This is a genomic window from Sulfitobacter mediterraneus, from assembly GCF_003054325.1.
In the GTDB taxonomy this organism is placed as follows: domain Bacteria; phylum Pseudomonadota; class Alphaproteobacteria; order Rhodobacterales; family Rhodobacteraceae; genus Sulfitobacter; species Sulfitobacter mediterraneus.
The window spans coordinates 306,439-329,315 of the sequence record NZ_QBKU01000005.1 but is presented as its reverse complement, the minus strand read 5'-3'; the positions used below and the strand labels follow the sequence as shown (position 1 = coordinate 329,315).

The following is a 22,877-nucleotide window of genomic DNA, read 5'->3' as shown; positions in this document are numbered from 1 at the left end:
CCCCGTTGGAGCGTCTCTGCTCGTCCGGTAAGGGGGGTTCTAGAGTTATGGACCGATGCCCGCAACCCCTTTTTTCGGGAAATATGCATTTTTTGTAACGCCCCCTGTTTTTTGTATAAAAACAGGGGTTTGCTTGCATTTTATGTCTGAAATCCGACCTGTTGAGCAGCATTATTGCTCTTACCATAGGGCAACTGGGCCGGCGTGGCACAACATCTCGTATAGCGGCATTGCTGTGCGGGCCCATTGAGCCGGAGACTCGCCCGGAAAAGCCCGATGAATCGGTTCAATTTGGCGATTCACATGTGAATCGGGTCCGAACTCAGGGAATCGCAGATGGTTGGATGCCCCGATCCTGGCAGCGAGTCGCCCCTAGCCCGCTTTGCGGGGTTTGATCCGCAAGGCGAGCAGCAAGAGGATCACCGCCATATAGATCAGCGGCTCTAGCTGGATGCCTTTGACCAGCCAAATGAAGTGAACGGCGCCCAGCACCACGGCCCCATAGGTCAGCTTGTGCAGCGCGCGCCAGCTTGAGCCCATCTTACGGACCGACCAGTTGTTTGAGGTCATTGCCAGAGGGACCAGACACAGAAACCCGGCCATACCGATCGTAATATAGGGGCGCTTCCAGACATCGGCCCACATCTGCCCCCACAGCAGGCTCATATCCAGAACCACCCAGACCGCGAGGTGCAAGGTGACATAGATAAAAGCCAAGAGCCCGAAGGCCCGGCGGAACTTGATCAAGTTGATGCCCAGATGACGGCGCAGCGGCGTGATAGCCAAACCAACGATCAGAAGCTTTAGCGCAAACTCACCAAGCGCATGTTCCAGCCCTTTGATCGGCTCACGGCCCAGCCCCCCGGTTTGTGCCAAATAGACAAGCCAAGGCACCCAGAGCAGACATAGTATATAGAGTGCCCATGTCGGGATCTTGCGGGCGGCTACGTTTATACCTTGTTGGATACTATTCACTGTCATTCTCTCTTTGGACAAACCTGCGCCCCATTGTCACCACATTAAATTCCGATGAAAGGGTGCTGCCAGAATGCAGCGTGTAACAGCGGACCACGGACGATGACGCATGATCAGGCAATGATATATACTGTTGTGGGCGTAATAGCCGGGCTGGCTGTGACCGGCACCATCGCCAAATGGCGTCACGACAAGGCCGGACCACCGGTGTTTGCATCCGGTGAGACAGCACACCCATCTGCCGAACTGCGTGAGGTCGAAGACACAGAGGACCAATCAACCGGGTGGACAGAGTTACGCCCGGCATGGGGTATCCGTGTCATTGTGCCCTTTGTTGCGCTGGTTTTGCTGTTCACCGTGGACACGACACCGTTCTGGAATGCTCTGACCATCAGCAATCAATTGATCAAGAACGCAGCCTTTGCCCTCGTGGGTGTTTTGCTGGCGTATAACTGGTTTATGGTGCTGTTTGTGCAGCGCGTCACCTACGACGCCCAGAAGATCGAAAGCTGCGGCAGTGATTTTGTGCCGCAGTCGCGAGACCTCACAAGTCTGATCAGCATCCGCGATCATGGAAAACGTCCGGTCCTTGTTCTGGCCTTTGTCGATCAAAAGCCGCTTTATGTTCCCAAATACATCGCGCAGCGAGGCCGGTTCATGGCCGATATGGAACGGATCGTCCGGGCAAACCGGTTGATGCCCACCCAGACAGAGTTGCGCCCGGATCTGGAGTTTGATCTGGATTACGCCCAGAGCGCTTAAAAGTTCTTTTTCATATCCATTCCAGCATAGAGCGCGGCGACGTCTTCTTCGTAGCCGTTCAGCATCAGCGTCGGTTTGCGTTTGGCAAACAATCCACCCCCGATGGGCCGTTCGCTGGCCTGTGACCAACGTGGATGATCCACTTGGGGATTCACATTGCTGTAAAAGCCGTATTCACGAGCGTTGGCTTTGTTCCAGCTGGTTGCGGGTTGTTTGTCCGTCAGGGTGATGCGCACCACAGATTTGATCGACTTGAAGCCATACTTCCATGGCACCACAAGGCGCAGGGGGGCACCGTTCTGGTTCGGGATGTCCTTGCCGTAAATACCTGTCGCCATGATGGTCAGCGGATGCATCGCCTCATCCAGACGCAGACCTTCGACATAGGGCCAATCGAGCACGGGAAAGCGAACACCCGGCATTTCATCAGGGCGCAGTGCGGTCTCAAAAGCGACGTATTTCGCATCCGACTGAACGCCCGCCATTGCCAGCAGATCAGCCAATTCGAATCCGTTCCACGGGATCACCATCGACCACGCCTCAACACAACGGAAGCGGTAGATGCGTTCCTCGATGGTCATGGCTTTGAGGATATCCTCAAAGGCGTAGTCGCCCGGCTTGTCCACCAATCCGTCGATTTTGACCGACCATGGCGCGGTTGTCAGCGTATGGGCATTGCGGGCCGGATCTCCCTTGCCGGTGCCGAACTCGTAATAATTGTTGTATTGGGTGATGTCGTCATAGCTGTTTGGTTCAAGCGTTTCGCTGGCGGCGGCGGGCATGCCCAACCCGGCCAATCCGACACCAGCCGCAGCCCCGGCCATCCATTGCCGCCGGTTCAGAAACACCGATTCCGGTGTGCAATCGCGGTCTTTCAGGGTGTTGGTCCAGCGGTGCGCCATGACATGCTCCTTTGTACATCTACATCGGAGGTAGTGCCCGCGCCGGTTTCAGCCAATTGAAATACGCCTGTGTTTCAGGGATCACACCGGATTGTCAGATACCGTGTGAGGCATCTTTGCCCGCACGTGTAGCCCTGAAGGACAGGTCATCCCAGATCAAGAAGCGCCGGCAGATCCGCCATATTGTCAAAAAGCGCGTCGCAAAACGGCTGAAGTTTTTCTGGGTCGGCGTCCGCGTGATACCCAAAACAGGTCATCCCTGCCGCTTGCCCTGCCTTGGCTCCGGTTGCGCTGTCTTCGATGACGGCACAGCGGGCGGGCGCGACGCGGGCATGAAAGGCCGCCTTAAGATAAACGTCAGGCGCAGGTTTCGCTGCCGGGCAATCATGGGCCGAAAAGATCCGCCCTTCGAACCGGTCCCAAAGACCGCAGCGGCCCAAGGTAACCTGCATCTTTTCCATCGGGCCGTTTGAACAGGTGGCATAGCCGATCCCGGCGCGGTCCAACTGGTCCAGCAGATCTGGCACGCCGGGGATCACCTCGCATTGCGCATCCAGGACCGCGTATACCTCAGCATGGATTTGCAGCAGCCAATCATCTGGCAATTCCGCGCCCAGCACGCGTGCGCTTTTCATCGCGCCCTCCATCGTGCCGCCAACAAACAAACGGCCAATGTCTTCGGTCTTGATCATCAAACCGTGCCGGGCAAAGTTCTGTTGTAGAACGGCTTGGGTCAGCGGCTCACTGTCCACCAACACGCCATCGCAATCAAAAAGAATGTAATCTGCTGTCGCCATGGCACCATGCACCACAGATCAGGCCGGGAATAAACCCCGGCATGCAGATCAACGGTCAGGCGCGGCCAATTCCAGATAGATACTGTCGAACCATTTGCCGCCAATCTTTATCGTGTTCTGTGCCTGCCCCGTGACCACAAACCCCAGCTTTTTCAGCATTGCCAGAGAGGCCAGATTTTCGGGGTCAACATCCGCAGTGATCCGGGCGAGGCCGAGGGTCTCGAACCCATGGGCAATCACTGCCTGCACCGCTTCGGTTGCGATACCCCGCCGCCAATAATCGGGATGCAGGACATAGCCGATCTCGGGCATCTGCCAAAGGCCAACTTTGCCGATCACTTTGCCATCATGTTCGATCGCAAATTCGGCATGCTGGCTCGGGTCCGCGGCAAGCGATTGTTCGATCATACGGGCCGTGACCGCGACAGAGGCATGGGGCAGCGTGCTCCAATATCGCATAGCGGCTGGGTTGCCGAAGACTGCAAACAAGTCTTCAGCATCCGCCGGATCAAACGGGCGCAGAACAAGACGCGGGGTCGTGAGAATGGTCATCGCAGTTACGGTTTCCGAGGTTGGTCGAAGATCGCACAACTCTTGCAGGTCAAGGCACCAAAAGAAAAGGCCGGGGATCACCCCGGCCTTTGGCTTTGCGTTTCATGCGGGCCCCGCCTCAATGGATCACAGCATCATCCGGTTTGGGCCGATTGCTGGCAGCAACGCGATCTCCGATGATCAGACCGTCCGTGCCGGCCGAAACCGTGATCGTATCACCGTCCCGCACATCGCCCGCCAGCAGCATCTCGGCCAGCGGATCTTGCAACGCCCGTTGGATCACCCGTTTCAGCGGCCGCGCCCCAAAGACCGGGTCATAGCCCTCATCCGCAAGCCAGGTCTTGGCGCCCGCATCCAGCTCCAGCGCGATCTTGCGCCCCGCCAGACGTTTCAACAAACGCGCCAGCTGGATATCGACGATGCCGGTCATGTCATCCCGTGCCAGACGGTCAAAGATGATAGTCTCATCCAAACGGTTCAGGAACTCAGGCCGGAAATGCGCCCGTACGGCATCCATGACATCCCGTTTCGCCTGCGCCATGTCACCGCCATCTGGCAGTTGGCTGAGCGCTTGCGCGCCAAGGTTCGAGGTCAGGATAATCAAGGTTTGCTTGAAATCCACCGTGCGGCCCTGACCATCGGTCAGAACGCCATCGTCCAGAACCTGCAACAGCACGTTAAAGACATCCGGATGGGCCTTTTCAACCTCATCAAACAGCACCACCTGATAAGGTCGCCGGCGCACCGCTTCCGTCAGAACGCCGCCCTCTTCATAGCCAACATAGCCCGGAGGCGCACCGATCAGGCGGGCAACCGCATGTTTCTCCATGAATTCTGACATGTCGATGCGCACCATCGCATTGTCATCATCAAACAGGAACTCTGCCACCGCTTTGGTCAGCTCGGTCTTGCCTACACCGGTTGGCCCAAGGAACAGAAAGCTGCCCAAGGGACGATTTTCGTCATTCAGGCCGGCCCGCGCACGGCGCACCGCGTTGGCCACCGCTTTGACGGCGCTGTCCTGCCCGATCACGCGGCCATGCAGCTGATCTTCCATCCTGAGCAGCTTGTCCCGCTCCCCTTCCAGCATCTTGCCAGCAGGGATGCCCGTCCAACGCTCCACCACCGATGCGATTTGATCGGGGCGCACGGCCTCTTCGACCATCACACCTTCTTCGCGGCTTTCGGCGGCTTCGAGGTCTTTCTCAAGCTGCGGGATCACGCCATAGGACAGCTCCCCCGCTTTGGCGAGATTGCCTTCACGTTTGGCTATGTCCAGATCGGCGCGGGCACGGTCCAGCTTTTCCTTGATGTCGCGGGCGCCAGCGAGCTTGTCCCGCTCGGCCTGCCATTGCGCTGTCATCTCGGCGCTGCGGTCCTGCAGGTCGGCCAGATCCTTTTGCAAGGTGTCCAGCCGGTCCTTGGACGCCTGATCATCCTCCAAAGTGAGCGCCTGTTCCTCGATCTGCAATTGCAGGATCTGCCGGTCCAGCGCGTCCAGCTCTTCTGGTTTGCTGTCCACTTCCATGCGCAGACGGCTGGCTGCCTCATCCATGAGGTCGATGGCTTTGTCCGGCAGGAAACGATCGGTGATATAGCGGTGCGACAGGGTTGCCGCCGCGACCAAGGCAGAATCGCTGATCCGCACTCCGTGGTGCAGCTCGTATTTTTCCTTGATCCCGCGCAGGATGCTGACGGTGTCTTCGACCGTTGGCTCAAGCACCATCACAGGCTGGAACCGGCGGGCCAGCGCCGCGTCTTTTTCCACATACTTGCGATATTCATCCAGCGTGGTCGCGCCGACGCAATGCAGCTCGCCCCGCGCCAACGCAGGTTTCAGCAGGTTCGAGGCATCCATAGCCCCGTCTGCCTTGCCCGCACCAACAAGGGTATGCATCTCGTCAATAAACAAGATCACCTCACCGGCGGCTTCGGTCACTTCGGTCAGTACGGCTTTAAGACGTTCCTCGAACTCACCGCGATATTTTGCGCCAGCAATCAACGCGCCCATATCCAGCGACAACAGGCGTTTGTTGCGCAGGCTTTCCGGCACGTCGCCATCCACGATGCGTAGCGCGAGCCCTTCGGCAATCGCGGTTTTACCCACACCCGGCTCACCGATCAGCACCGGATTGTTCTTGGTGCGGCGGCTGAGCACCTGCATCGCCCGGCGAATTTCTTCATCACGGCCAATGATCGGGTCGATCTTGCCTGCCTCGGCGCGGGCCGTCAGATCAAGGCTGTATTTCTTGAGTGCGTCATAGCCGTCTTCGGCGCTGGCCGTATCGGCCGTGCGCCCTTTGCGGACATCGTTGATGGCAGAGTTCAAGCCCTGCGCGGTAACCTTACCAGCCTCCAGCGCAGTTTTTGCACCAGATTTGACCATGCACAGCGCCATCAGAATACGCTCAACCGGCACGAAGCTGTCACCAGCCTTTTTTGCAAGCGCGGCAGCATCGTCCAGCACCTTGGTCGTGGCATTATCAAGGTAGACCTGCGCGGCATCGCCGCTGACCTTGGGCATTTTGCCAAGCGCCAGTTCCAGCGCATCGGTCACGCGGCCCAGATCACCGCCAGACGCCGCAATCAAATTGGCGGCAAGCCCCTGATCGTCGTCCAGCAATGCTTTTAGAATGTGTTCGGGGGTCAAACGCTGATGGTTGTCCCGTGTCGCGATTGTCTGCGCTGCCTGAATAAAACCGCGCGACCGCTCCGTGAACTTGCTCAAGTCCATGGTGTTCTCCTTTTTGTTAAGCGCCCTGTTGCTGGATGCGCCCGCCCGGCGGCACACACCCTATTGGGCCTCGCTCTTAATTTGGGGATTTGCCGCCCGCGTTCAAGTCTGTAGCCGTCGTTTTTTGGGCGCTTCTTGATGCTGAGCTTGCGCGGATTTCTGCCCAACTCCCGGTTTCGTGATGCGCTGTGCGATCTATTCCCCCTTGTTTTGCTGTCCAACCATCCCCAAATCGAAGGTATGCAAGTCACTGTACGCGGCTCTTGTCCAGGTGGTTTGCGCCAAAATGAAACCAAATCGCATTGTCCCGCGTTGTATTTTTGAGAAACACGATGAAGACACAAAACCAAACAGGACCCCGCAAGGAGACCATCATGCAGACCAGCCCGATCAAATTGACCGACGTTATATACAACGCCGCCAATCAAAGCTTTGAGGCTTGTGTCACGGTTTATGGCGAAACGGGTGCACGCAAATATGCCTGCGCCATCGAGGCGCCCATTACGATGTCATTTGAAGACGCCGCCAAGGGCCTGCGCACTCAAGCGCTGCGCCGCCATGCCAAGCGCGGCGGGTTGCATTCCCAAATGCGACGCTTTGCCCCGCAACAACGCGCCCCGCGATCCCGGTTTGATCCGGTCCGTTGGCTGGAGACGTTGATCAGCGGCGAACAGCGCAACGCGGCTTAAGTTCCTGTGGGGGTTCTGCCTCCCCCATAGCCTCGGTGCAAGGACGCGCGTTCTGTCCCCGCGTCCCTGCATCCCAGAGACCTCTGCTGCCTGCATTGTCTCTGACACTGACCCGGTTCATGCTCCCCCCGCATGGCCGGGTTCTTTTTTGCAAGATGGGCTCAGCGATCGGTGATGGACTTGAACGCGGCAACCACGTAGAGCAAGACCGTTTGAACCTTGCCCGGAGCCCTGCCATGACCGATGACCGCCTGATTGTTGCCCTCGACGTTCCACACGCCCACGCGGGGCTGGAGCTTGCCCAAAACATTGGAGACGCGGTGGGGTTTTATAAGATCGGTTTGGGGATGCTTTGCGGGGGTGGGCTGGCGCTGGCCAATGAGCTTAAGCAAGAGCATGGCAAGCGGATCTTTCTGGACATGAAACTGTTTGATATCGGCGCCACGGTTGAGGCCGCCGTGCGCGGGCTGGCGCAGTTCGATCTGGATTTCCTGACCGTGCATGGCGACCCGCATGTTGTACGTGCTGCCAAACAAGGCGCGGCGGGCAGTGACATGAAGATCCTTGCCGTGACCATCCTGACATCTCTGGATCGCGCAGACCTTGATGCCGCGCTGATCCAACAGGGTGACTTGCCCGATCTGGTCAGCACACGCGCGGGCCGTGCCTTTGATGCGGGCGCAGATGGCGTCATCGCCTCCCCCCAAGAGGCGGCGATGATCCGCGCTCTGCCCGAGGCAGCGGGCCGGTTGATCGTGACCCCCGGTGTGCGTCCCGCAGGGGCGGCACTGGGCGATCAAAAACGTGTCGCAACTCCGGCACAGGCCATCGCAGATGGTGCAGATCATATCGTTGTGGGGCGTCCGATCTGGCAATCCGAGGCCCCGCGCACAGCGGCGGAGGCAATCCTGTCCGAGATTTCCCACTGAAATCAAAGTTCAACCACAGACTGTAACAAAATCACAACATAGCTGAGTTTGACCTTCCGATCACAGTTCAACATCCTATGTCGAATTGCCCAAATATGGTAGCTTTGTAACAGGTGATACTCCCCGACGAACTGGTTCTTCCTGATGTTCGTCACCTCCCCCCCGCTACACGCAGCGGGGGGCTTTCTATTTGGGCCAGTTCACCCGTTCCTCAAGGTAATCCCGAAGCCGATCCTGAAACCGTGGCACCGCCATGGGATGGGACAGAAACACCTGTGGTTCCATTAAGGTCCATCGCTGCCCCTCATCGCCGAATACTATATCTTGTGAAGTTTCCGCTGGGGCACCCACAACAAAAAGCCAGTTGACCGTTTCGCCGGACCGATAGGCGCGTTTCCAGAGGACCGATGCCAGTGTGATTTGCAGGCCCAATTCCTCAAAGCATTCGCGGCGCGCGCATTCAAAAGCTGTCTCACTTCCCTCGCGGCCACCACCGGGCAAATCCCAATGATTGGCATAAGGTAAATCGGGTAAGTCATCGCGCAAAATGACGACCAAGCTGCCCCCCAGAAACAGGGCCACCTTGGCCCCTCCAAATGTCTCATCATCGGCCATGTTCATCTGCTTTCCCATTCGGTAAACTCACCCCCGAAACCTCAGCCAACGGTGTCTGACCATGGCCGCCCTTTGCCGTGATTGCCTGTCTCAAATCGCCCCGGCCCGGCGCTGCCCTTCGTGTGGCAGCCCGCGCGTTCTGGTGCATGACGAGCTTGATACCCTTTCCATAGCACATATGGATTGTGATGCCTTCTATGCCTCGGTCGAAAAGCGCGACAATCCCGAACTGAACGGCAAACCTGTGATCATCGGCGGCGGGCGGCGCGGCGTTGTGTCCACGGCCTGTTACGTGGCGCGCATCCGGGGGGTGCGGTCCGCGATGCCGATGTTTCAGGCGCTCAAACTGTGCCCGGAGGCCGTGATCATCAAGCCAAGGATGGATGCCTATGTTGAGGCCTCCCGCGCCATCCGCGCCATGATGGAGGAATTGACGCCATCGATTGAACCCTTGTCGCTGGACGAGGCGTTTCTGGATATGACTGGCACCGCCCGTCTGCATGGCGCACCGCCTGCGGTGATGTTGGCCGGGTTGGTGCGGCGCATGAAAGATGAGCTGGGCCTGACCGGATCCATTGGCCTCAGCCACAACAAGTTTCTGGCCAAGGTCGCCTCTGATCTGGACAAGCCGCATGGGTTTTCGGTGATCGGCGCGGCAGAAACCGATGATTTCCTGCGGGACAAACCGGTCAAGCTGATCTGGGGGGTTGGCGCTGTCACCCAAGGTGCGCTGGACAAAGCAGGCATTCGCACCTTTTCGGACCTGTTGCGCTGGGAAAAGACGGATCTGGTCGCCCGGTTCGGCGGCATGGGCGAGCGGCTCTGGCATTTGGCGCGAGGGCAAGACCGGCGGCGGGTTTCGGCGCATGAGCCGGTCAAATCCATCAGTAAGGAAACCACGTTCTTTGAGGACACCGGCAATGCCGATATTCTCGACGGCCATCTATGGCGGCTTTCCGAACAGGTCGCGGATCGTGCCAAGGCCAAGGATCTGGCGGGCCGGATTGTCACGCTTAAAATCAAACGCTCGGATTTCAAAACCCTCACGCGGCGGGTGTCGCTGCATGATCCGACGCAATTGGCGGATCGTATCTACCGCCACGCTCGCGCGTTATTTGACCAGTTGGGCGACCAGGGGCCATTCCGCCTGATTGGTTGCGGCATCTCCGATCTCAGTCCCGCGGAAGGCGCCGATCTTGCCGGTGATTTATTGGACCCCGATGCGGTTAAGCGCAGTCAGGCAGAACGGGCCACCGATCAGATCCGCGATCGATACGGCAGCAAGGCCATCGTCAAGGGGCGGGCGCTGCGGTAGGGCGGCAAAGCTGTATGAGCTGTGACACTGCCTGATCGGCCTGCAGTGTTATCTCCGCTGCGGACGGTGCGGGCAGCACCCCGATGGCGCGGCGCATTTGCTGGTCCCCAACCAGCAGGTGCATGAACAAACTGCCAATCTCACCCTGCGCAGGTGGTCGCAATGCCCCTTGCTGGATCGCGGCGACTAAAACCTCTTTGATCAATGGCAAGACCTCCTCGCGCCCGCAAGCCGCGATAACCCGACCCAGAGCGCCGGATGCATCTGCGGCGGCGGCCCGATTGAGCGCGATAGCTTTTTCGCCCAACAGCATGTCCAGCAACACCGGGGCCAGTCGGCGCAAAATCTCCAACGGCGGCAGGCCGTCCTCGATCAAGGCATGCAATGCGTCACGTACCTCTGCGGCATTGGCGCGGACCATGCTTTCGAACAGCCCGTTTTTGTCGCCATACCAGCGGTACATCGTTTCATTCGATGCTTTTGCGGCTTTGGCCACCGCCAGCATCGACGTACCATCGTAACCGTACTGCACCAGCAGATCATAAGCCGCAGCTTCAATCTGGCGGCGTCTTTGTTGCTTTTTGTCGTCGCGCATTCTTTGGCATTCCCCTTGACTCAGTACCGTACATATCGATACGGATATGTAAAGACGTACACATCAATACGGATATTGGAGATTGAAATGTCATCATTTATGCGCCCGCTTGCCCTGCTTAGCTTGCTGCTCTCTGCCGCGCTCTTTGGGTTTTTCTATGCTTGGGTCTGCTCAACCATGTGGGGGCTGGATATGGCTGACCCGCGCGTGGCAATTGCCGCAATGCAGGCGATGAACGCCTCTGTGCGCAATGCGGTGTTTGCGCCTGCGTTTTTTGGCACAGCACCTGTTCTGCTGTTCACTGCCTACGTGATGTTTCGTGAAAGACACCGCCGTGCGGCGCTTTGGTTTGGATTGGCAGGGATCGTGGTTGCCCTGTTGGCCGTCGCTTTGACCGCAGCGTTCAACATCCCCATGAATGAGGCATTGGCACGCGTAGCTGTGCCGCAAGACATTGAGGCTGCGCGTATTATCTGGGCGGATTACTCGCCGCAATGGCAGGTCTGGAACCAGATCCGCACGGTCACATCCGGTATCGCCGTTCTGTTCGTAGGTATCGGCATCATGCGGCTTGGCACCGCGTGATCGCTACTCGGCGGCCAGTGGCACCCGGCCTTGGCCAATCCCGGCGACCTCTGCCACAACCTGCCGCAGGGCTGTTTTTACTGCGTCAAAGTTCGCGTTGATCTCAACCTTGGCCTCGTCAAGGTACAGCGAACGATCCAATTCGATCTGCACAGCGTGCTGATTGCGGGAGGGGCGGCCATAGGCCTGTGTGATATAGGCTCCTGCGAATGGCGTGTTGCGGGTGACGGTGAAACCCGCGGACAGAAACGCCGCCTCAACACGGTCCACGACCTCGCCTGCCGCCGAAGCGCCAAACCGATCGCCAAGCACAACGTCAGGCCGCCGCACACCTGCCCGCGCAATACCGTCCATCGCTTCATGCGGCATGGAATGGCAATCGATCAGTATCGCTTGCCCGTGACGTTGCTGTGCAGCATCCAGCAGGTTTTGCAGTTGGCTGTGATAGGGCCGCCAGAAACGGTCAATGCGATCGGTGGCATCTGCATGGCTGATCTTGCCATGATAAATCGCCCGGCCATTGGCGACCACGCGTGGAATCACCCCAAGGCCCGAGGCAACACGTGGGTTATGCCCCTGACGGCGAATGCCTTCGATCAGGGCCGGGTCAAGCTCCTCGCAAGATCGGTTGAGATCCAGATAGGCGCGCGGCGCACCGGCCATGAGGAAGGGCGCGCCAAATTCCGCCGCCGAATCAAATAGTTGGTCTACATAAGCATCTTCGGAAGACCGGATCAGATGGGCATCCAGCACAGTTTGTTCCAGAAAATCAGGCGTATAATCCCGCCCCGAATGCGGCGAGGCAAAGACCACACAAGACCGGTTGCGCACCGGGTGCAGAACATCATAAGCGGTCTTGGACATATGCGCCCCTTTCTCCCTCTTCATAGCCCATAAATTTGAATTACCAAAAGCCCTTGAACAAAGCTCCGACTCCTTTTATAGCACCCCAACCGGCGCGGCATTTCGCGCCCCGTTTTTGTTTGGGGCATGGGATAACACGCTGATTAAGTGGGTGATTAGCTCAGCGGTAGAGCACTTCGTTGACATCGAAGGGGTCACTGGTTCGATCCCAGTATCGCCCACCACCTGTTTCACTGGTCCTTTCGGGGGCCGTCCGTAACCCGGCGCTGGTCCTTCTTTTCATAAGGAAGGCGGGGCCACAGATGGAAGGATAAGGACTATGAAAGTTCGCAATTCGCTCCGCTCGCTGAAAAACCGGCATCGTGATTGCCGCGTTGTGCGTCGCAAAGGCCGCGTTTACGTGATCAACAAGACACAGCGCCGGTTCAAAGCCCGTCAGGGTTAATTTGATCGGTAGACTGGTAACAGTCAGAGCTTTTCAAAAGGCTGCCCCTTCGGAGGCAGCCTTTTGCTATTTCGGGCCTATGGATCAAGGCGTTAGATATCCACCGTGCCCTCAATCACGATTGTCGTCGCCCCGCCAATCATCACATCCGCACCTCGGTTGCTGACGAACACCCGGCCCTTGCGGCCAATGGCGGTGCCTTGGGCAATCACGATATCCTCCGTCAACCGCCCCTGTGATTTGAGCCAAACCGCAATCGCCGCATTCATGGATCCGGTGATCGGATCTTCGGCCATCATCGATGCCGGTGTCAGGTTGCGCGATTCGTAATTGGCATAAGCACCAACGGGATGCTTTCCAAGGATCGCCACACCGCGAAATTCGGGTGCCGACACGGCGCGAGCATCCAATGACAAGACCCGTTCGGCGCTATGCAATTCGATCAGGTTGAACGCCGCGCCGTTGTCCAGTCGCGCCGAGGCGACGATATCGGCCTCGGTCAGACCCAGAGCCTGAGCGATGCGCGCCTGCTCGGCCTGATCCGCCCCATCAATCTGGGTTGGCGGGGCGACGAAGGCCGGGACAGCGCCGGACTGATCAATCTCGACCAGACCAATGGCGCATTCTTGCATGACACGGCCTGCGACCTTGGGCACACCGCCGGCATGCAGCCAGGCGGCACAGCTGCCCAATGTGGGGTGACCCGCAAAATCCATCTCGCGGGTGGGCGAGAATATTCGCACCCCGTAATCGGCATCCGCATTTTCCGGCGGCACCAGAAACGTTGTCTCGGCTTGATTGGTCCAGATCGCGAATTGCATCATCTGCGCATCGCTTAGCCCCGCGCCATCCAGCACCACCGCAAGCCCGTTGCCGCGCAACGCTGTGTCACTGAACACATCGCATTGAATAAACCGCCGTTTCATCTGTTGCCCTCCGTTGGTTTGGGACAATTGCGCATATTGCGGCCGCCAAAGCAATTTGGCCGCGCCACTTGTGACCCGGCGCGATCCGACTACCTTGCATTGTGACAGCCGGTGCAGGACGTGCCGCAGAACCAAAAGAGGAAAAATACATGGCCGACAGCACCGAATACACACCGCCCAAGGTTTGGACCTGGGATGCAGAAAGCGGCGGACGTTTTGCCAGCATCAACCGCCCCATTGCCGGGGCCACCCACGACAAAGAGCTGCCCGTCGGCAAACATCCGTTTCAGCTTTATTCGCTCGCCACGCCCAATGGCGTCAAGGTCACCGTGATGCTCGAAGAGCTGCTTGCCGCAGGGCATTCGGGGGCAGAATATGACGCATGGCTGGTGAATATCGGTGAGGGCGATCAGTTCGGCTCTGGCTTTGTTGATGTGAACCCCAACTCAAAAATCCCTGCCCTGATGGATCGGTCCGGCGATGCGCCACAGCGGGTGTTCGAATCCGGCGCGATCCTGCTGTATCTGGCCGAAAAATTTGGTGCCTTCCTGCCCTCAGATCCCGCGCAGCGTACCGAGGCACTCAGCTGGCTGTTCTGGCAGATGGGCAGTGCGCCGTATCTGGGCGGCGGCTTTGGCCATTTTTATGCCTATGCACCAGAGAAGTTCGAATACCCAATCAACCGTTTTGCCATGGAAACCAAGCGCCAGCTTGATGTGATGGACCGCCATTTGGCCGACAACGACTATTTCGGCGGCGAATATTCCATTGCCGATATGGCGATCTGGTCTTGGTACGGTCAATTGGTTCTGGGCCGACTTTATAGTGCTGCAGAATTCCTTGATGTAACTTCTTATAAAAACGTGCTGCGTTGGGCCGAGGCCATTGATGCCCGTCCCGCCGTGACACGTGGGCGGATGGTCAACCGGGCCTTTGGCGATGATCTGTCGATGCAGTTGCACGAACGGCATGATGCCTCTGACTTTGACAGCAAGACTCAGGACAAAATCGGGGATCAAGGCTGATCCTCTGCCCTGCCGTTCCGGCGGCAGGGCGCCTTTCCCAACAAAAATAATCAGGAATACCTTGCGCCCACCGCAAGAATCTGTTTCTTACTGTTTCAGTCAGGAAATTCTGAACAGTATGGAACACCACTATGACCCTCTTTAAGACAACCACATCTGCTGCCGCGCTGATCGCGCTGGCGCTGCCCGCTTTGGCCGATGGCGAGTTGAATCTCTATTCCTCGCGCCATTATGACACCGATGAACGGCTGTATTCCGATTTCACAGAACAGACCGGCATCACCATCAACCGCATTGAAGGCAAAGCCGACGAATTGCTGGCACGGATGCAGGCCGAGGGCGCAAATTCCCCTGCCGATCTGTTGTTGACCGTCGACACCAGCCGCCTGAAACGCGCCAAGGATATGGGCCTTTTGCAATCCATCGAAAGCGCCACGCTCGAAGAAAAAATTCCGGCAAACCTGCAAGATGACGACAACCAGTGGTATGGTTTCTCACAACGTGGGCGGATCATCTTCTACGACAAAGCCGGGATCACCAACCCGCCCGCAACCTACATGGATCTGGCCGATCCAGCTTACAAAGGTCAGGTTTGCATCCGGTCTTCGACCAACACCTACAACCAGACCTTGCTGGCCTCCATCGTCACTCATGAGGGCGAAGAAAAAGCGACCGCATGGGCGCAGGGCGTCGTGGACAACATGGCCCGCGCACCACAGGGTGGCGACACCGACCAATTGCGTGGCATCGTGTCCGGCGAATGCGGAATTGCGGTTTCCAACACCTATTACTTTGCCCGCGCGATCCGCAAAGATGTCAAAGGCGTCAGCGCGGACATCGAAAAAATCGGCGTGGTCTTTCCCGACCAAGACGGCAATGGCGCACATATGAACCTGTCGGGCGGCGGCGTTGCTGCGCATGCGCCAAACAAAGACAACGCGATCAAGTTCCTTGAATACCTCGCCTCGGACTCTGCACAGGTCTATTTCTCCAACGGCAACGACGAATACCCAACAGTTGCCGGTGTGGAACTGGCGGCATCTGTGAAGCAGTTGGGTGAATTCAAAGCGGACGATGTGAACCTGTCCGATGTGGCACAGAACATTCCGACCGCGCAAAAGATCTTTAACACTGTGGGCTGGGAATAAGTTCAAAAGCTATTGGACCTTGTGATCCATTTCGATCACCTTCGGGGGCAGGCCATTGGTCTGCCCCCGTTTTTTATTTTTAGAGTCTATTATGCACCCCAAATTTGATCCCCAGCCCACGCTTGAGGGTGTTGATATTTGCCTGCGCCCTCTCGGACCTGAGGATCGTGACGCGCTATTTGCAGCGGCCAGCGATCCTGCCATCTGGGCGGGGCATCCTGCCAAGACCCGTCATGAACGGGCGGTGTTCGATCCCTATTTTGACAGCTTGCTGGCCAGCGGCGGCACCTTGGCCGTGACGGAACAAGGCAGTGGCCGGGTGATCGGTTGTTCCCGATACTATGAGGCACCGGACCATCCCGGGAGCGTGTCCATCGGCTATACCTTTTTGGGACGTGACCATTGGGGCGGCGACACCAACCGCGCGATGAAGGCATTGATGTTTGCCCATGCCTTTGAGGTGGTGGATGAGGTCTGGCTGCACATCGACCCAACCAACATCCGGTCGCAGCGGGCCACTGCAAAACTGGGGGCAGAGCACGCCTATGATGGAACGCTGACAATGGGCGGCAAATCTGGCGTCTGGCAATGCTGGCGGATCACCCGTGCGGCGTGGCAGGCCCGCTTCGCGGGTTAGCGTTTGCGCCCGACCTGGCGGCAGATCAGGATCACCGGCAGCAGGCCCATCGCCACAATCACCAGTGACGGCACTGCCGCCCCTTCGAGGCGCTCATCGCTGGCCAGTCGGTAGGCTTGCACCGCCAATGTGTCATAGTTGAAGGGCCGCATGATCAATGTCGCGGGCAGCTCTTTCATCACATCGACGAACACGATCAGCAATGCCGTCAGCAAGCTGGGCGCAAGGATCGGCAGATGCACTCGGCGCAGGGTGCCAAGCGGGCTCTGCCCCAACGACCGCGCGGCGGCGTCCATATTGGCATGCACCATCGCCTGCCCGCCCTCATAGGCGCCAAGGGCCGCCGCGAGAAACCGCACCAGATAGGCTGCGATCAACAGCCAGATGGATCCGGTGATGAGCAGTCCGGTCGAGATGTCAAAGGTCGCCCGCATCCAGGCATCAAAGGCATTGTCAAAGGCCGCAAAAGGCACCAGCAGACCCACCGCAATCACCCCACCGGGCACCGCATAACCGAGCCGCGCCACATAGGCCGATCCGTTGGACAGACGCCCCGGTCGCAGCCGTTGGAAGAACCCGACGGAGATTGCCGCGCAGACGGTCACCACCGCCGCAATGCCCGCCAGTGTAACGGAGTTCTGTATGAACCCCAGATAGCGCGGGCTGAACAGATTTTGCTCTGATCCCAGCCCCATCACCAGCAAAACACCAATCGGCAGCACCGCGCCAAAAAACACCGGAATACCGCATACAATCATCGCCGCCGCCGCACCCCACCCTTTAAGCTTAATGGGCGGCATCGCCTGACTGCGACGCGATGGATCATGGTATTTGGCGCGGCCCCGCTGAATGCGTTCGAGCAGCGCCAGCAGCAAAGCAAAGCTAAGCAGGCACAGCGCCAGTTGCGCCGCCCCTGCCCTGTCAAACATCGAAAACCACGAGGTGTAGATGCCGGTGGCAAAGGTCTGCACCCCGAAATAGGCGACAGTGCCAAAATCCGCGATGGTCTCCATCACCGCCAGCAACACGCCGCCCGCAATCGCCGGACGCGCCAGCGGCAGGCTGACCTTGAAAAACGCGGCCCATGCGCTGGATCCCAACGCACGCGCCGCGAGAAAGGTGGTGCCACTTTGTTGCAGGAAGGCGGCGCGAGCCAACAGATAGACGTAAGGATAGAGGACAAGCACCAGCATCGCCGCCGCGCCGCCCAGTGATCTGATCTCGGGAAACCAATAATCGCGCGGGCCCCAGCCTGTCACATCCCGCAGGGTCGCTTGGACAATACCGGGGTGATCCAGCACGTGAGTGTAGGCATAGGCCAGAACATAGGCCGGAAAGGCCAAGGGCAGCACCAGCGCGATCTCAAGGATCTTAACTCCGGGAAACCGGGTCATTGTGACGAGCCATGCCGCCCCAACGCCGATGGCAAAAGTCCCGATCGACACCAGTAGAACCAGCAATAGCGTGGTCGCCGCATAGCGCCCCAGAACCGTATCAATCAGGTGCTGAACTGTCTCGGTGCCGCCACTGAGCGCAGCAATCAGCACTGCCAGCATCGGCAAAGCGCAGACAACAGCCACCGATACGGACACAAACGACAGCACCCGTATCCCGTCGCGCGGGGCGGTTTTGGTCGGGGTTTGGGCCGGGTTCAGGGTCATGCCCCTATTTCGACGATTCTGCTCAGGAATACCAGTGCGTGCACACCTGATGGCACGGGTTTAGTCGTAGCTGCGCTGATCCTCGATCACCAACCCGTCCTTAGGCAGGCTGCCGGGGGCGACGACTTCGATCTTGCCCTTGAGCTTGAGCAATTGCTGAACCGATTGGGCATAGGCATCCGCGTCACCGCCACTGGCTTCGATCTGGACGGTCATCACGTCCTGTTCTCCGGCGCGGCTGGCCACGACACGGGCCTTGGCGACTTCGGCGTGGTGGGCGACCAGTTCGGCCACCTGTTCGGGGCGAACAAACATGCCTTTGATCTTGGTGGTCTGATCGGCGCGGCCCATCCAGCCCTTGATCCGCATGTTGGTGCGCCCGCAAGGCGATGTGCCGTCCATGGCCGCGCTCAGATCGCCGGTGGCGAAACGGATCAAAGGGTAATCTGGGTTCAGGGAGGTCACGACAACCTCGCCAACCTCGCCGGGGGCGACAGGATCGCCGGTGCCGGGGGTCACGATCTCAACGATTACACCTTCATCGACGATCATGCCTTCCATCGCGGGGCTCTCATACGCAATGTTTCCCAGATCGGCGGTGGCATAGCATTGCAGACAAGCAATGCCGCGATCGATGTAGTAGCTGCGCAAGGAGGGGAACAACGCCCCGCCGCCCACGGCGGCCTTGGTGATCTTGAGCGTTTCGCCCATTTCATCCGCTTTTTCGAGAATGATCTTCAGGTAATCGGGCGTACCCGCATAGCCGGTGGTGCCAATATCGACCGCCGCACGGACCTGCAGTTCGGTCTGGCCGGTGCCCGCAGGCAGAACCTTGGCCCCAACCGCCCGCGCACCGCTTTCAAACATGTGGCCTGCCGGGGTCAGGTGATATCCAAAGCAGTTTTGCACGATATCATCCGCACCAAATCCGGCAGCATTCAAAAACCGCCCCATGCGCCAGAAATCGGCCACACTGGTGCTGCCGGGTTCATAGATCGGACCTGGGGATTGAAAGACATGGGTGACATTGCTGACCGCGATACCGCCAAAAGGCGGGTTTTGCTTTTGCCAGCCTGACAAATCGGATTTGCGCAGCACCGGCAATGCCACGAGATCCGCCGCCGTTTGCACGGTTGCAGCGGCATCGCGCCACTGCGCCGGGGCTTCGGTGATGGCCGCAAGACGGCTGCGCAAAAGCGCGGATTGATCCGCTGCACGCTGATCGGCGCTGCGCGTTTCTTGGTCGTCAAAGAAAGAGGTGCTGGCCATGGCATCTACCCCGGTTAAAATTGCAATAAAATCAGTCTTGGGACGCGCTTAGCTGAGCCAACGCTTGCGGCGGCGATAGCTGCGCACATCGCGGAAGGATTTGCGCCCTTCATCCGACATTCCCAAATAGAATTCCTTAACGTCTTTGTTTTCGCGCAGATCGGCGGCAGGGCCGTCCATCACCACACGGCCCGATTCAAGGATGTAACCATAGTGGGCATAGCGCAGGGCAACGTTGGTGTTCTGTTCGGCCAGAAGGAAAGTTACGCCTTCCTGTTCGTTGATGGCTTTGACGATCTCAAAGATCTGCTCCACCAGTTGTGGCGCCAGCCCCATGGAAGGCTCATCAAGCAAGATGGTCTCGGGGCGGCTCATCAAGGCGCGGCCCACGGCGCACATCTGCTGTTCTCCGCCTGAGGTATAGCCTGCCTGACTTTTGCGGCGCTCTTTCAAACGGGGGAAATAGTTGTAAACCATTTCGAGATCGGCTGCGATGGCGGCATTGCCGTCGGTGCGGGTATAGGCGCCCGTCATCAGGTTCTCTTCGATGGTCAGATGCTCAAAACAGTGACGGCCTTCCATCACCTGCACGACCCCTTTTTTCACGGTTTCGGCAGGATCGGCGTCCTGAATATCGAGACCGCGGTATTTGATCGACCCTTTGGTCACCTCGCCCCGTTCAGAGGCCAGCAAACCCGAAATCGCCTTGAGCGTGGTGGTTTTGCCCGCGCCATTGCCGCCCAGCAAGGCGGTGATGCCACCTTTGGGCACGTTCAGGCTCACGCCTTTCAATACAAGGATCACGTGATTGTAGATCACCTCAATATTGTTGACCTCAAGGACATTCTCGACCTGAGTCTCGGCGGTATTGGCAGCATCCAGCATGGGGCAAACCCTTCATTAAAATCGTGGGATCTCTGGCCGCAACGGATGCTGCGGCCAGAGGGAAACGGTTACTTACAACCCGCTTCGATGTTGTTTTCAGATGCATAGGCACCGGAATCCGCGTCGATCAGCGGCTGGATCACAGACATGTCTGTTTCGGAGAACTCAGAGATCAGCTTCCACTCTTTTGCGGTCGCGTCCCACTGGGTCATCCCGATCAGGCCCGGACCACCGTGGTTGTCACAGGACACGCTGAAGGATGGACCGAAGTTTGGCATGCCGAGGCCGGCCATTTTTTCTTCGGTGATCTCCAGATTTTCCATGCCATCGCGCATCATCGCCGGGGTGATGTCTGCGGTGCCGTGGATTTCCTGTGCAGTCTTCGCCGCTTCGGCTGCGAGCATCGCGGCATAGAGGCCACGGTTGTAGAGAACAGTACCGATCTGATCGCCAGCACCGGCCGCATTGCCTGCATCAACAACGTGCTTCTGGATGTCGTCAAACACCGGGAAGTCATCGCCAACTCCGTGGAATGTCAGCGCCTTGTAGCCGTCAGCCTTGTCGCCTGCTGCCAGAACGTCGTTCTCGGAACCGGACCACCAGATGCCAATGAAGTTTTCCATTGGGAAACGGATGTTGGCCGCTTCTTGAACCGCAACCTGGTTCATTACGCCCCAGCCGTACATGATCACATAGTCAGGCTTGTCGCGGCGAATTTGCAGCCACTGGGATTTCTGCTCCTGACCGGGGTGGTCAACTGGCACTTCCTTGAATTCAAAGCCGTGCTTGGCGGACAGTTCCTGCAAGGTGCGGATCGGCTCTTTGCCGTAGGCGGAGTTGTGGTAAACCAGAGCAACTTTTTTACCCTTCAGATCACCGCCGTTCTCGCTCAGCAGATAGTTGATCGCGCCGGAGGCACCGTTCCAGTAGTTCGCAGGATAGTTGAACGTGTGGCTGAACACTTTGCCGTTTGCAGCAGACGTCCGGCCATAGCCCATGGTGTGCATCGGAATGTTGTCAGCCGTGGTTTTCGGGATCAGCTGGTAGGTGATACCTGTGGACAGCGGTTGATACACCAAAGCGCCTTCGCCTTTGGTGGATTCGTAGCATTCCACACCTTTTTCGGTGTTATAGCCGGTTTCGCATTCGATGACCTTGGCCATCACGCCGCCGATGCCGCCGTCACGGGCGTTCAGCATGGTGAAATAATCCGCATAGCCATCGGCAAACGGGATGCCGCCAGCGGCGTATGGGCCGGTCCGGTAGCTCAGGCTTGGGAATACGAGATCCGCCATGACCGGGCTTGCCGCCATCAGGCCTGCAACGGCCAGTGTACCTAGTTTATATTTCATCGGTGTTTCCTCCCTTGGATATTATCCGATTTCCGTAGGGCGGGGTTCACCCCGCCATCGACAGGGTTTGCCCCGTCGTCTTCCCATGGCCTTCCCTAGTGCGGGAAGGGCCACAATCTCAATTTTTCTTTGGCCACGCGCCACAGTTGCGCCAGGCCATGTGGTTCCGCGATCAGGAACACAACGATCAGACCACCCACGATCACAAGCTGCAAGTGCGCAACGATATCCGTGGGCCAGCCCAGCCAATCCACGCCGACAATTTTGAGCAGGACCGGCAGCAACACAAGGAAAGCTGCGCCCGCAAAAGAGCCGAAGATAGAGCCAAGGCCGCCGATGATGATCATAAAGAGCACGAGGAAGGATTTGGTGATGCCGAAGACTTCGCCAACTTCCACCGCGCCCAGATAGATCGAAAAGAACAAAGCGCCCGAGATACCGATAAAGAACGAGGACACCGCAAAAGCCGTCAGTTTGGCCCGCAACGGGTTCACCCCGATGATCTCGGCGGCGATGTCCATATCGCGGATCGCCATCCATTTGCGCCCGACAGAGCCGCGCGTCAGGTTCCGTGCCACCAGCGCTGATGCGATGGTGAAGATCAGGCAGAACATATAAGTCGCCCAGGCCTCGGTATTGGGGCCGGTGATCAGGATGCCAAATGTGTCACGCTCGGGTGCGTTGATCTGGCCAGAGGCAGAGTAGTTGTAGAACCACGGCACCCGGTTAAAAAGCCAGACCAGAAAGAACTGCGCCGCCAGTGTCGCCACAGCAAGGTAGAACCCTTTGATCCGCAGCGATGGTAGGCCAAACAGAACCCCCACCGCGGCTGTGATCAGACCCGCAAGCAGAACGTGGATGAACATGCTGACGTCCGGCATCGCCGTCATCAGCTTGTAGCAGGCATAGGCACCCACCGCCATGAACCCCCCGGTGCCAAGTGAGACCTGCCCGCAATAGCCCACGAGGATGTTCAGCCCGATGGCCGCAATTGCGTAAATCAGAAACGGCAACAGGAACGAGTTTGCCCAGTAGTCATTGATGATGAACGGGACCACAAAGATCGCGATAAACAGCACCACATAGTACCGGTAACGGTCAAATTTGATCGGGAATGTCTGCTGGTCCTCGGCGTAGGACGTGTTGAAATCGCCGGCTTCACGGTAGAACATTTAGAAGTTCCCTCTCAAGTATTCGGTCGCGTGGGTTTGCGGG

Annotated in this window: 23 protein-coding genes and 1 tRNA gene; 10 read left to right on the top strand and 14 right to left on the bottom strand. The window is 58.2% G+C overall.

Annotated features, from left to right (window positions below; all coding sequences use genetic code 11):
- Positions 1 to 372: 372 nt before the first annotated feature.
- A complete protein-coding gene (gene msrQ / locus C8N31_RS10820) occupies positions 373 to 981 on the bottom strand; it encodes a protein-methionine-sulfoxide reductase heme-binding subunit MsrQ (RefSeq protein ID WP_037918841.1) in 609 nt (202 codons plus the stop codon).
- A 114-nt stretch (positions 982 to 1,095) separates the two neighbouring features.
- Here msrQ and C8N31_RS10815 point away from each other — a divergent pair, with 114 nt between their 5' ends.
- A complete protein-coding gene (locus C8N31_RS10815; protein ID WP_146173125.1) occupies positions 1,096 to 1,737 on the top strand; it encodes a hypothetical protein in 642 nt (213 codons plus the stop codon).
- On the opposite strand, the gene msrP is transcribed toward C8N31_RS10815, so the two are convergent.
- The 4 genes from msrP to clpB all read right to left on the bottom strand — a co-directional run bounded on the left by msrP (position 1,734) and on the right by clpB (position 6,722).
- A complete protein-coding gene (gene msrP, locus C8N31_RS10810) occupies positions 1,734 to 2,639 on the bottom strand; it encodes a protein-methionine-sulfoxide reductase catalytic subunit MsrP (RefSeq protein ID WP_025049509.1) in 906 nt (301 codons plus the stop codon). The genes C8N31_RS10815 and msrP overlap by 4 nt on opposite strands.
- 146 nt (positions 2,640 to 2,785) lie before the next feature.
- Complete coding sequence (locus tag C8N31_RS10805; protein ID WP_025049508.1) at positions 2,786 to 3,436, bottom strand: HAD family hydrolase; 651 nt, start codon at positions 3,434 to 3,436, stop codon at positions 2,786 to 2,788.
- 48 nt (positions 3,437 to 3,484) lie between these two features.
- On the bottom strand, positions 3,485 to 3,988 hold the full coding sequence (locus C8N31_RS10800) for a GNAT family N-acetyltransferase (protein ID WP_025049507.1): 504 nt from the start codon (positions 3,986 to 3,988) through the stop codon (positions 3,485 to 3,487).
- Between the two features lie 118 nt (positions 3,989 to 4,106).
- Positions 4,107 to 6,722, bottom strand: coding sequence for an ATP-dependent chaperone ClpB (gene clpB / locus C8N31_RS10795; protein WP_025049506.1), 2,616 nt, complete (start codon positions 6,720 to 6,722; stop codon positions 4,107 to 4,109).
- Between the two features lie 374 nt (positions 6,723 to 7,096).
- Here clpB and C8N31_RS10785 point away from each other — a divergent pair, with 374 nt between their 5' ends.
- Together C8N31_RS10785 and pyrF are read left to right on the top strand one after the other, a co-directional pair.
- On the top strand, positions 7,097 to 7,411 hold the full coding sequence (locus C8N31_RS10785; RefSeq protein WP_025049504.1) for a hypothetical protein: 315 nt from the start codon (positions 7,097 to 7,099) through the stop codon (positions 7,409 to 7,411).
- A gap of 236 nt (positions 7,412 to 7,647) precedes the next feature.
- Complete coding sequence (gene pyrF / locus C8N31_RS10780) at positions 7,648 to 8,340, top strand: orotidine-5'-phosphate decarboxylase (protein ID WP_025049503.1); 693 nt, start codon at positions 7,648 to 7,650, stop codon at positions 8,338 to 8,340.
- A 186-nt stretch (positions 8,341 to 8,526) separates the two neighbouring features.
- Here pyrF and C8N31_RS10775 read toward each other — a convergent pair whose 3' ends face one another.
- The gene (locus tag C8N31_RS10775; protein ID WP_107992366.1) at positions 8,527 to 8,973 is read right to left on the bottom strand and encodes an NUDIX hydrolase; all 447 of its coding nucleotides are present in this window, start codon (positions 8,971 to 8,973) and stop codon (positions 8,527 to 8,529) included.
- 43 nt (positions 8,974 to 9,016) lie between these two features.
- Between C8N31_RS10775 and C8N31_RS10770 the strand changes: the two genes are divergently transcribed.
- The gene (locus C8N31_RS10770; protein ID WP_081785734.1) at positions 9,017 to 10,270 is read left to right on the top strand and encodes a DNA polymerase IV; all 1,254 of its coding nucleotides are present in this window, start codon (positions 9,017 to 9,019) and stop codon (positions 10,268 to 10,270) included.
- Here the strand turns inward: C8N31_RS10770 and C8N31_RS10765 are convergent.
- Entirely contained in the window at positions 10,248 to 10,865 is a 618-nt protein-coding gene (locus C8N31_RS10765) for a TetR/AcrR family transcriptional regulator (protein WP_025049500.1), read from the bottom strand. The genes C8N31_RS10770 and C8N31_RS10765 overlap by 23 nt on opposite strands.
- 87 nt (positions 10,866 to 10,952) lie before the next feature.
- On the opposite strand from C8N31_RS10765, the gene C8N31_RS10760 reads away from it, so the two are divergent.
- Positions 10,953 to 11,450 (top strand): anthrone oxygenase family protein, encoded by a 498-nt coding sequence (locus tag C8N31_RS10760; protein ID WP_025049499.1) that lies wholly within the window; start codon positions 10,953 to 10,955, stop codon positions 11,448 to 11,450.
- 3 nt (positions 11,451 to 11,453) lie between these two features.
- On the opposite strand, the gene C8N31_RS10755 is transcribed toward C8N31_RS10760, so the two are convergent.
- Entirely contained in the window at positions 11,454 to 12,314 is an 861-nt protein-coding gene (locus tag C8N31_RS10755) for an N-formylglutamate amidohydrolase (RefSeq protein ID WP_025049498.1), read from the bottom strand.
- Between the two features lie 149 nt (positions 12,315 to 12,463).
- On the opposite strand from C8N31_RS10755, the gene C8N31_RS10750 reads away from it, so the two are divergent.
- A tRNA-Val gene (locus tag C8N31_RS10750) sits at positions 12,464 to 12,538 on the top strand.
- Between the two features lie 95 nt (positions 12,539 to 12,633).
- Positions 12,634 to 12,759: a type B 50S ribosomal protein L36 gene (gene ykgO / locus C8N31_RS10745; RefSeq protein ID WP_005850168.1), complete on the top strand. Its 126-nt coding sequence runs from the start codon at positions 12,634 to 12,636 to the stop codon at positions 12,757 to 12,759.
- A 92-nt stretch (positions 12,760 to 12,851) separates the two neighbouring features.
- Here ykgO and C8N31_RS10740 read toward each other — a convergent pair whose 3' ends face one another.
- Positions 12,852 to 13,685, bottom strand: a complete 834-nt coding sequence (locus tag C8N31_RS10740; RefSeq protein ID WP_025049497.1) for a PhzF family phenazine biosynthesis protein — start codon at positions 13,683 to 13,685, stop codon at positions 12,852 to 12,854.
- Between the two features lie 149 nt (positions 13,686 to 13,834).
- Here C8N31_RS10740 and yghU point away from each other — a divergent pair, with 149 nt between their 5' ends.
- From yghU to C8N31_RS10725, 3 genes are all read left to right on the top strand, one after another.
- Positions 13,835 to 14,710, top strand: coding sequence for a glutathione-dependent disulfide-bond oxidoreductase (yghU, locus tag C8N31_RS10735; RefSeq protein ID WP_025049496.1), 876 nt, complete (start codon positions 13,835 to 13,837; stop codon positions 14,708 to 14,710).
- Between the two features lie 131 nt (positions 14,711 to 14,841).
- A complete protein-coding gene (locus C8N31_RS10730) occupies positions 14,842 to 15,858 on the top strand; it encodes a Fe(3+) ABC transporter substrate-binding protein (RefSeq protein ID WP_025049495.1) in 1,017 nt (338 codons plus the stop codon).
- Between the two features lie 91 nt (positions 15,859 to 15,949).
- Positions 15,950 to 16,495: a GNAT family N-acetyltransferase gene (locus C8N31_RS10725; RefSeq protein ID WP_037918838.1), complete on the top strand. Its 546-nt coding sequence runs from the start codon at positions 15,950 to 15,952 to the stop codon at positions 16,493 to 16,495.
- Here the strand turns inward: C8N31_RS10725 and C8N31_RS10720 are convergent.
- The 5 genes from C8N31_RS10720 to C8N31_RS10700 all read right to left on the bottom strand — a co-directional run bounded on the left by C8N31_RS10720 (position 16,492) and on the right by C8N31_RS10700 (position 22,834).
- On the bottom strand, positions 16,492 to 18,156 hold the full coding sequence (locus C8N31_RS10720; protein WP_025049493.1) for an ABC transporter permease: 1,665 nt from the start codon (positions 18,154 to 18,156) through the stop codon (positions 16,492 to 16,494). The genes C8N31_RS10725 and C8N31_RS10720 overlap by 4 nt on opposite strands.
- A gap of 60 nt (positions 18,157 to 18,216) precedes the next feature.
- A complete protein-coding gene (locus tag C8N31_RS10715) occupies positions 18,217 to 19,425 on the bottom strand; it encodes a phenylacetate--CoA ligase family protein (protein WP_025049492.1) in 1,209 nt (402 codons plus the stop codon).
- A 48-nt stretch (positions 19,426 to 19,473) separates the two neighbouring features.
- Positions 19,474 to 20,310 carry an ABC transporter ATP-binding protein gene (locus tag C8N31_RS10710; protein ID WP_025049491.1) on the bottom strand — a complete coding sequence of 279 codons (837 nt, stop codon included), beginning with the start codon at positions 20,308 to 20,310 and terminating at the stop codon, positions 19,474 to 19,476.
- 68 nt (positions 20,311 to 20,378) lie between these two features.
- Positions 20,379 to 21,662 carry an ABC transporter substrate-binding protein gene (locus C8N31_RS10705; protein ID WP_025049490.1) on the bottom strand — a complete coding sequence of 428 codons (1,284 nt, stop codon included), beginning with the start codon at positions 21,660 to 21,662 and terminating at the stop codon, positions 20,379 to 20,381.
- Between the two features lie 95 nt (positions 21,663 to 21,757).
- Complete coding sequence (locus C8N31_RS10700; protein ID WP_025049489.1) at positions 21,758 to 22,834, bottom strand: branched-chain amino acid ABC transporter permease; 1,077 nt, start codon at positions 22,832 to 22,834, stop codon at positions 21,758 to 21,760.
- Between the last annotated feature and the right edge of the window lie 43 nt (positions 22,835 to 22,877).

Excerpts from the sequence above, each read along its gene's own strand:
- C8N31_RS10705 (WP_025049490.1), bottom strand. The coding sequence starts at position 21,662 with ATGAAATATAAACTAGGTACACTGGCCGTTGCAGGCCTGATGGCGGCA.
- C8N31_RS10755 (WP_025049498.1), bottom strand. The coding sequence starts at position 12,314 with ATGTCCAAGACCGCTTATGATGTTCTGCACCCGGTGCGCAACCGGTCT.
- C8N31_RS10785 (WP_025049504.1), top strand. The coding sequence starts at position 7,097 with ATGCAGACCAGCCCGATCAAATTGACCGACGTTATATACAACGCCGCC.
- pyrF (WP_025049503.1), top strand. The coding sequence starts at position 7,648 with ATGACCGATGACCGCCTGATTGTTGCCCTCGACGTTCCACACGCCCAC.
- C8N31_RS10740 (WP_025049497.1), bottom strand. The coding sequence starts at position 13,685 with ATGAAACGGCGGTTTATTCAATGCGATGTGTTCAGTGACACAGCGTTG.
- C8N31_RS10720 (WP_025049493.1), bottom strand. The coding sequence starts at position 18,156 with ATGACCCTGAACCCGGCCCAAACCCCGACCAAAACCGCCCCGCGCGAC.
- msrP (WP_025049509.1), bottom strand. The coding sequence starts at position 2,639 with ATGGCGCACCGCTGGACCAACACCCTGAAAGACCGCGATTGCACACCG.
- ykgO (WP_005850168.1), top strand. The coding sequence starts at position 12,634 with ATGAAAGTTCGCAATTCGCTCCGCTCGCTGAAAAACCGGCATCGTGAT.
- C8N31_RS10700 (WP_025049489.1), bottom strand. The coding sequence starts at position 22,834 with ATGTTCTACCGTGAAGCCGGCGATTTCAACACGTCCTACGCCGAGGAC.
- C8N31_RS10730 (WP_025049495.1), top strand. The coding sequence starts at position 14,842 with ATGACCCTCTTTAAGACAACCACATCTGCTGCCGCGCTGATCGCGCTG.
- msrQ (WP_037918841.1), bottom strand. The coding sequence starts at position 981 with ATGACAGTGAATAGTATCCAACAAGGTATAAACGTAGCCGCCCGCAAG.
- C8N31_RS10815 (WP_146173125.1), top strand. The coding sequence starts at position 1,096 with ATGATATATACTGTTGTGGGCGTAATAGCCGGGCTGGCTGTGACCGGC.
- C8N31_RS10765 (WP_025049500.1), bottom strand. The coding sequence starts at position 10,865 with ATGCGCGACGACAAAAAGCAACAAAGACGCCGCCAGATTGAAGCTGCG.
- C8N31_RS10770 (WP_081785734.1), top strand. The coding sequence starts at position 9,017 with ATGGCCGCCCTTTGCCGTGATTGCCTGTCTCAAATCGCCCCGGCCCGG.
- C8N31_RS10715 (WP_025049492.1), bottom strand. The coding sequence starts at position 19,425 with ATGGCCAGCACCTCTTTCTTTGACGACCAAGAAACGCGCAGCGCCGAT.
- yghU (WP_025049496.1), top strand. The coding sequence starts at position 13,835 with ATGGCCGACAGCACCGAATACACACCGCCCAAGGTTTGGACCTGGGAT.
- C8N31_RS10760 (WP_025049499.1), top strand. The coding sequence starts at position 10,953 with ATGTCATCATTTATGCGCCCGCTTGCCCTGCTTAGCTTGCTGCTCTCT.
- clpB (WP_025049506.1), bottom strand. The coding sequence starts at position 6,722 with ATGGACTTGAGCAAGTTCACGGAGCGGTCGCGCGGTTTTATTCAGGCA.
- C8N31_RS10800 (WP_025049507.1), bottom strand. The coding sequence starts at position 3,988 with ATGACCATTCTCACGACCCCGCGTCTTGTTCTGCGCCCGTTTGATCCG.
- C8N31_RS10775 (WP_107992366.1), bottom strand. The coding sequence starts at position 8,973 with ATGGGAAAGCAGATGAACATGGCCGATGATGAGACATTTGGAGGGGCC.
- C8N31_RS10710 (WP_025049491.1), bottom strand. The coding sequence starts at position 20,310 with ATGCTGGATGCTGCCAATACCGCCGAGACTCAGGTCGAGAATGTCCTT.
- C8N31_RS10725 (WP_037918838.1), top strand. The coding sequence starts at position 15,950 with ATGCACCCCAAATTTGATCCCCAGCCCACGCTTGAGGGTGTTGATATT.
- C8N31_RS10805 (WP_025049508.1), bottom strand. The coding sequence starts at position 3,436 with ATGGCGACAGCAGATTACATTCTTTTTGATTGCGATGGCGTGTTGGTG.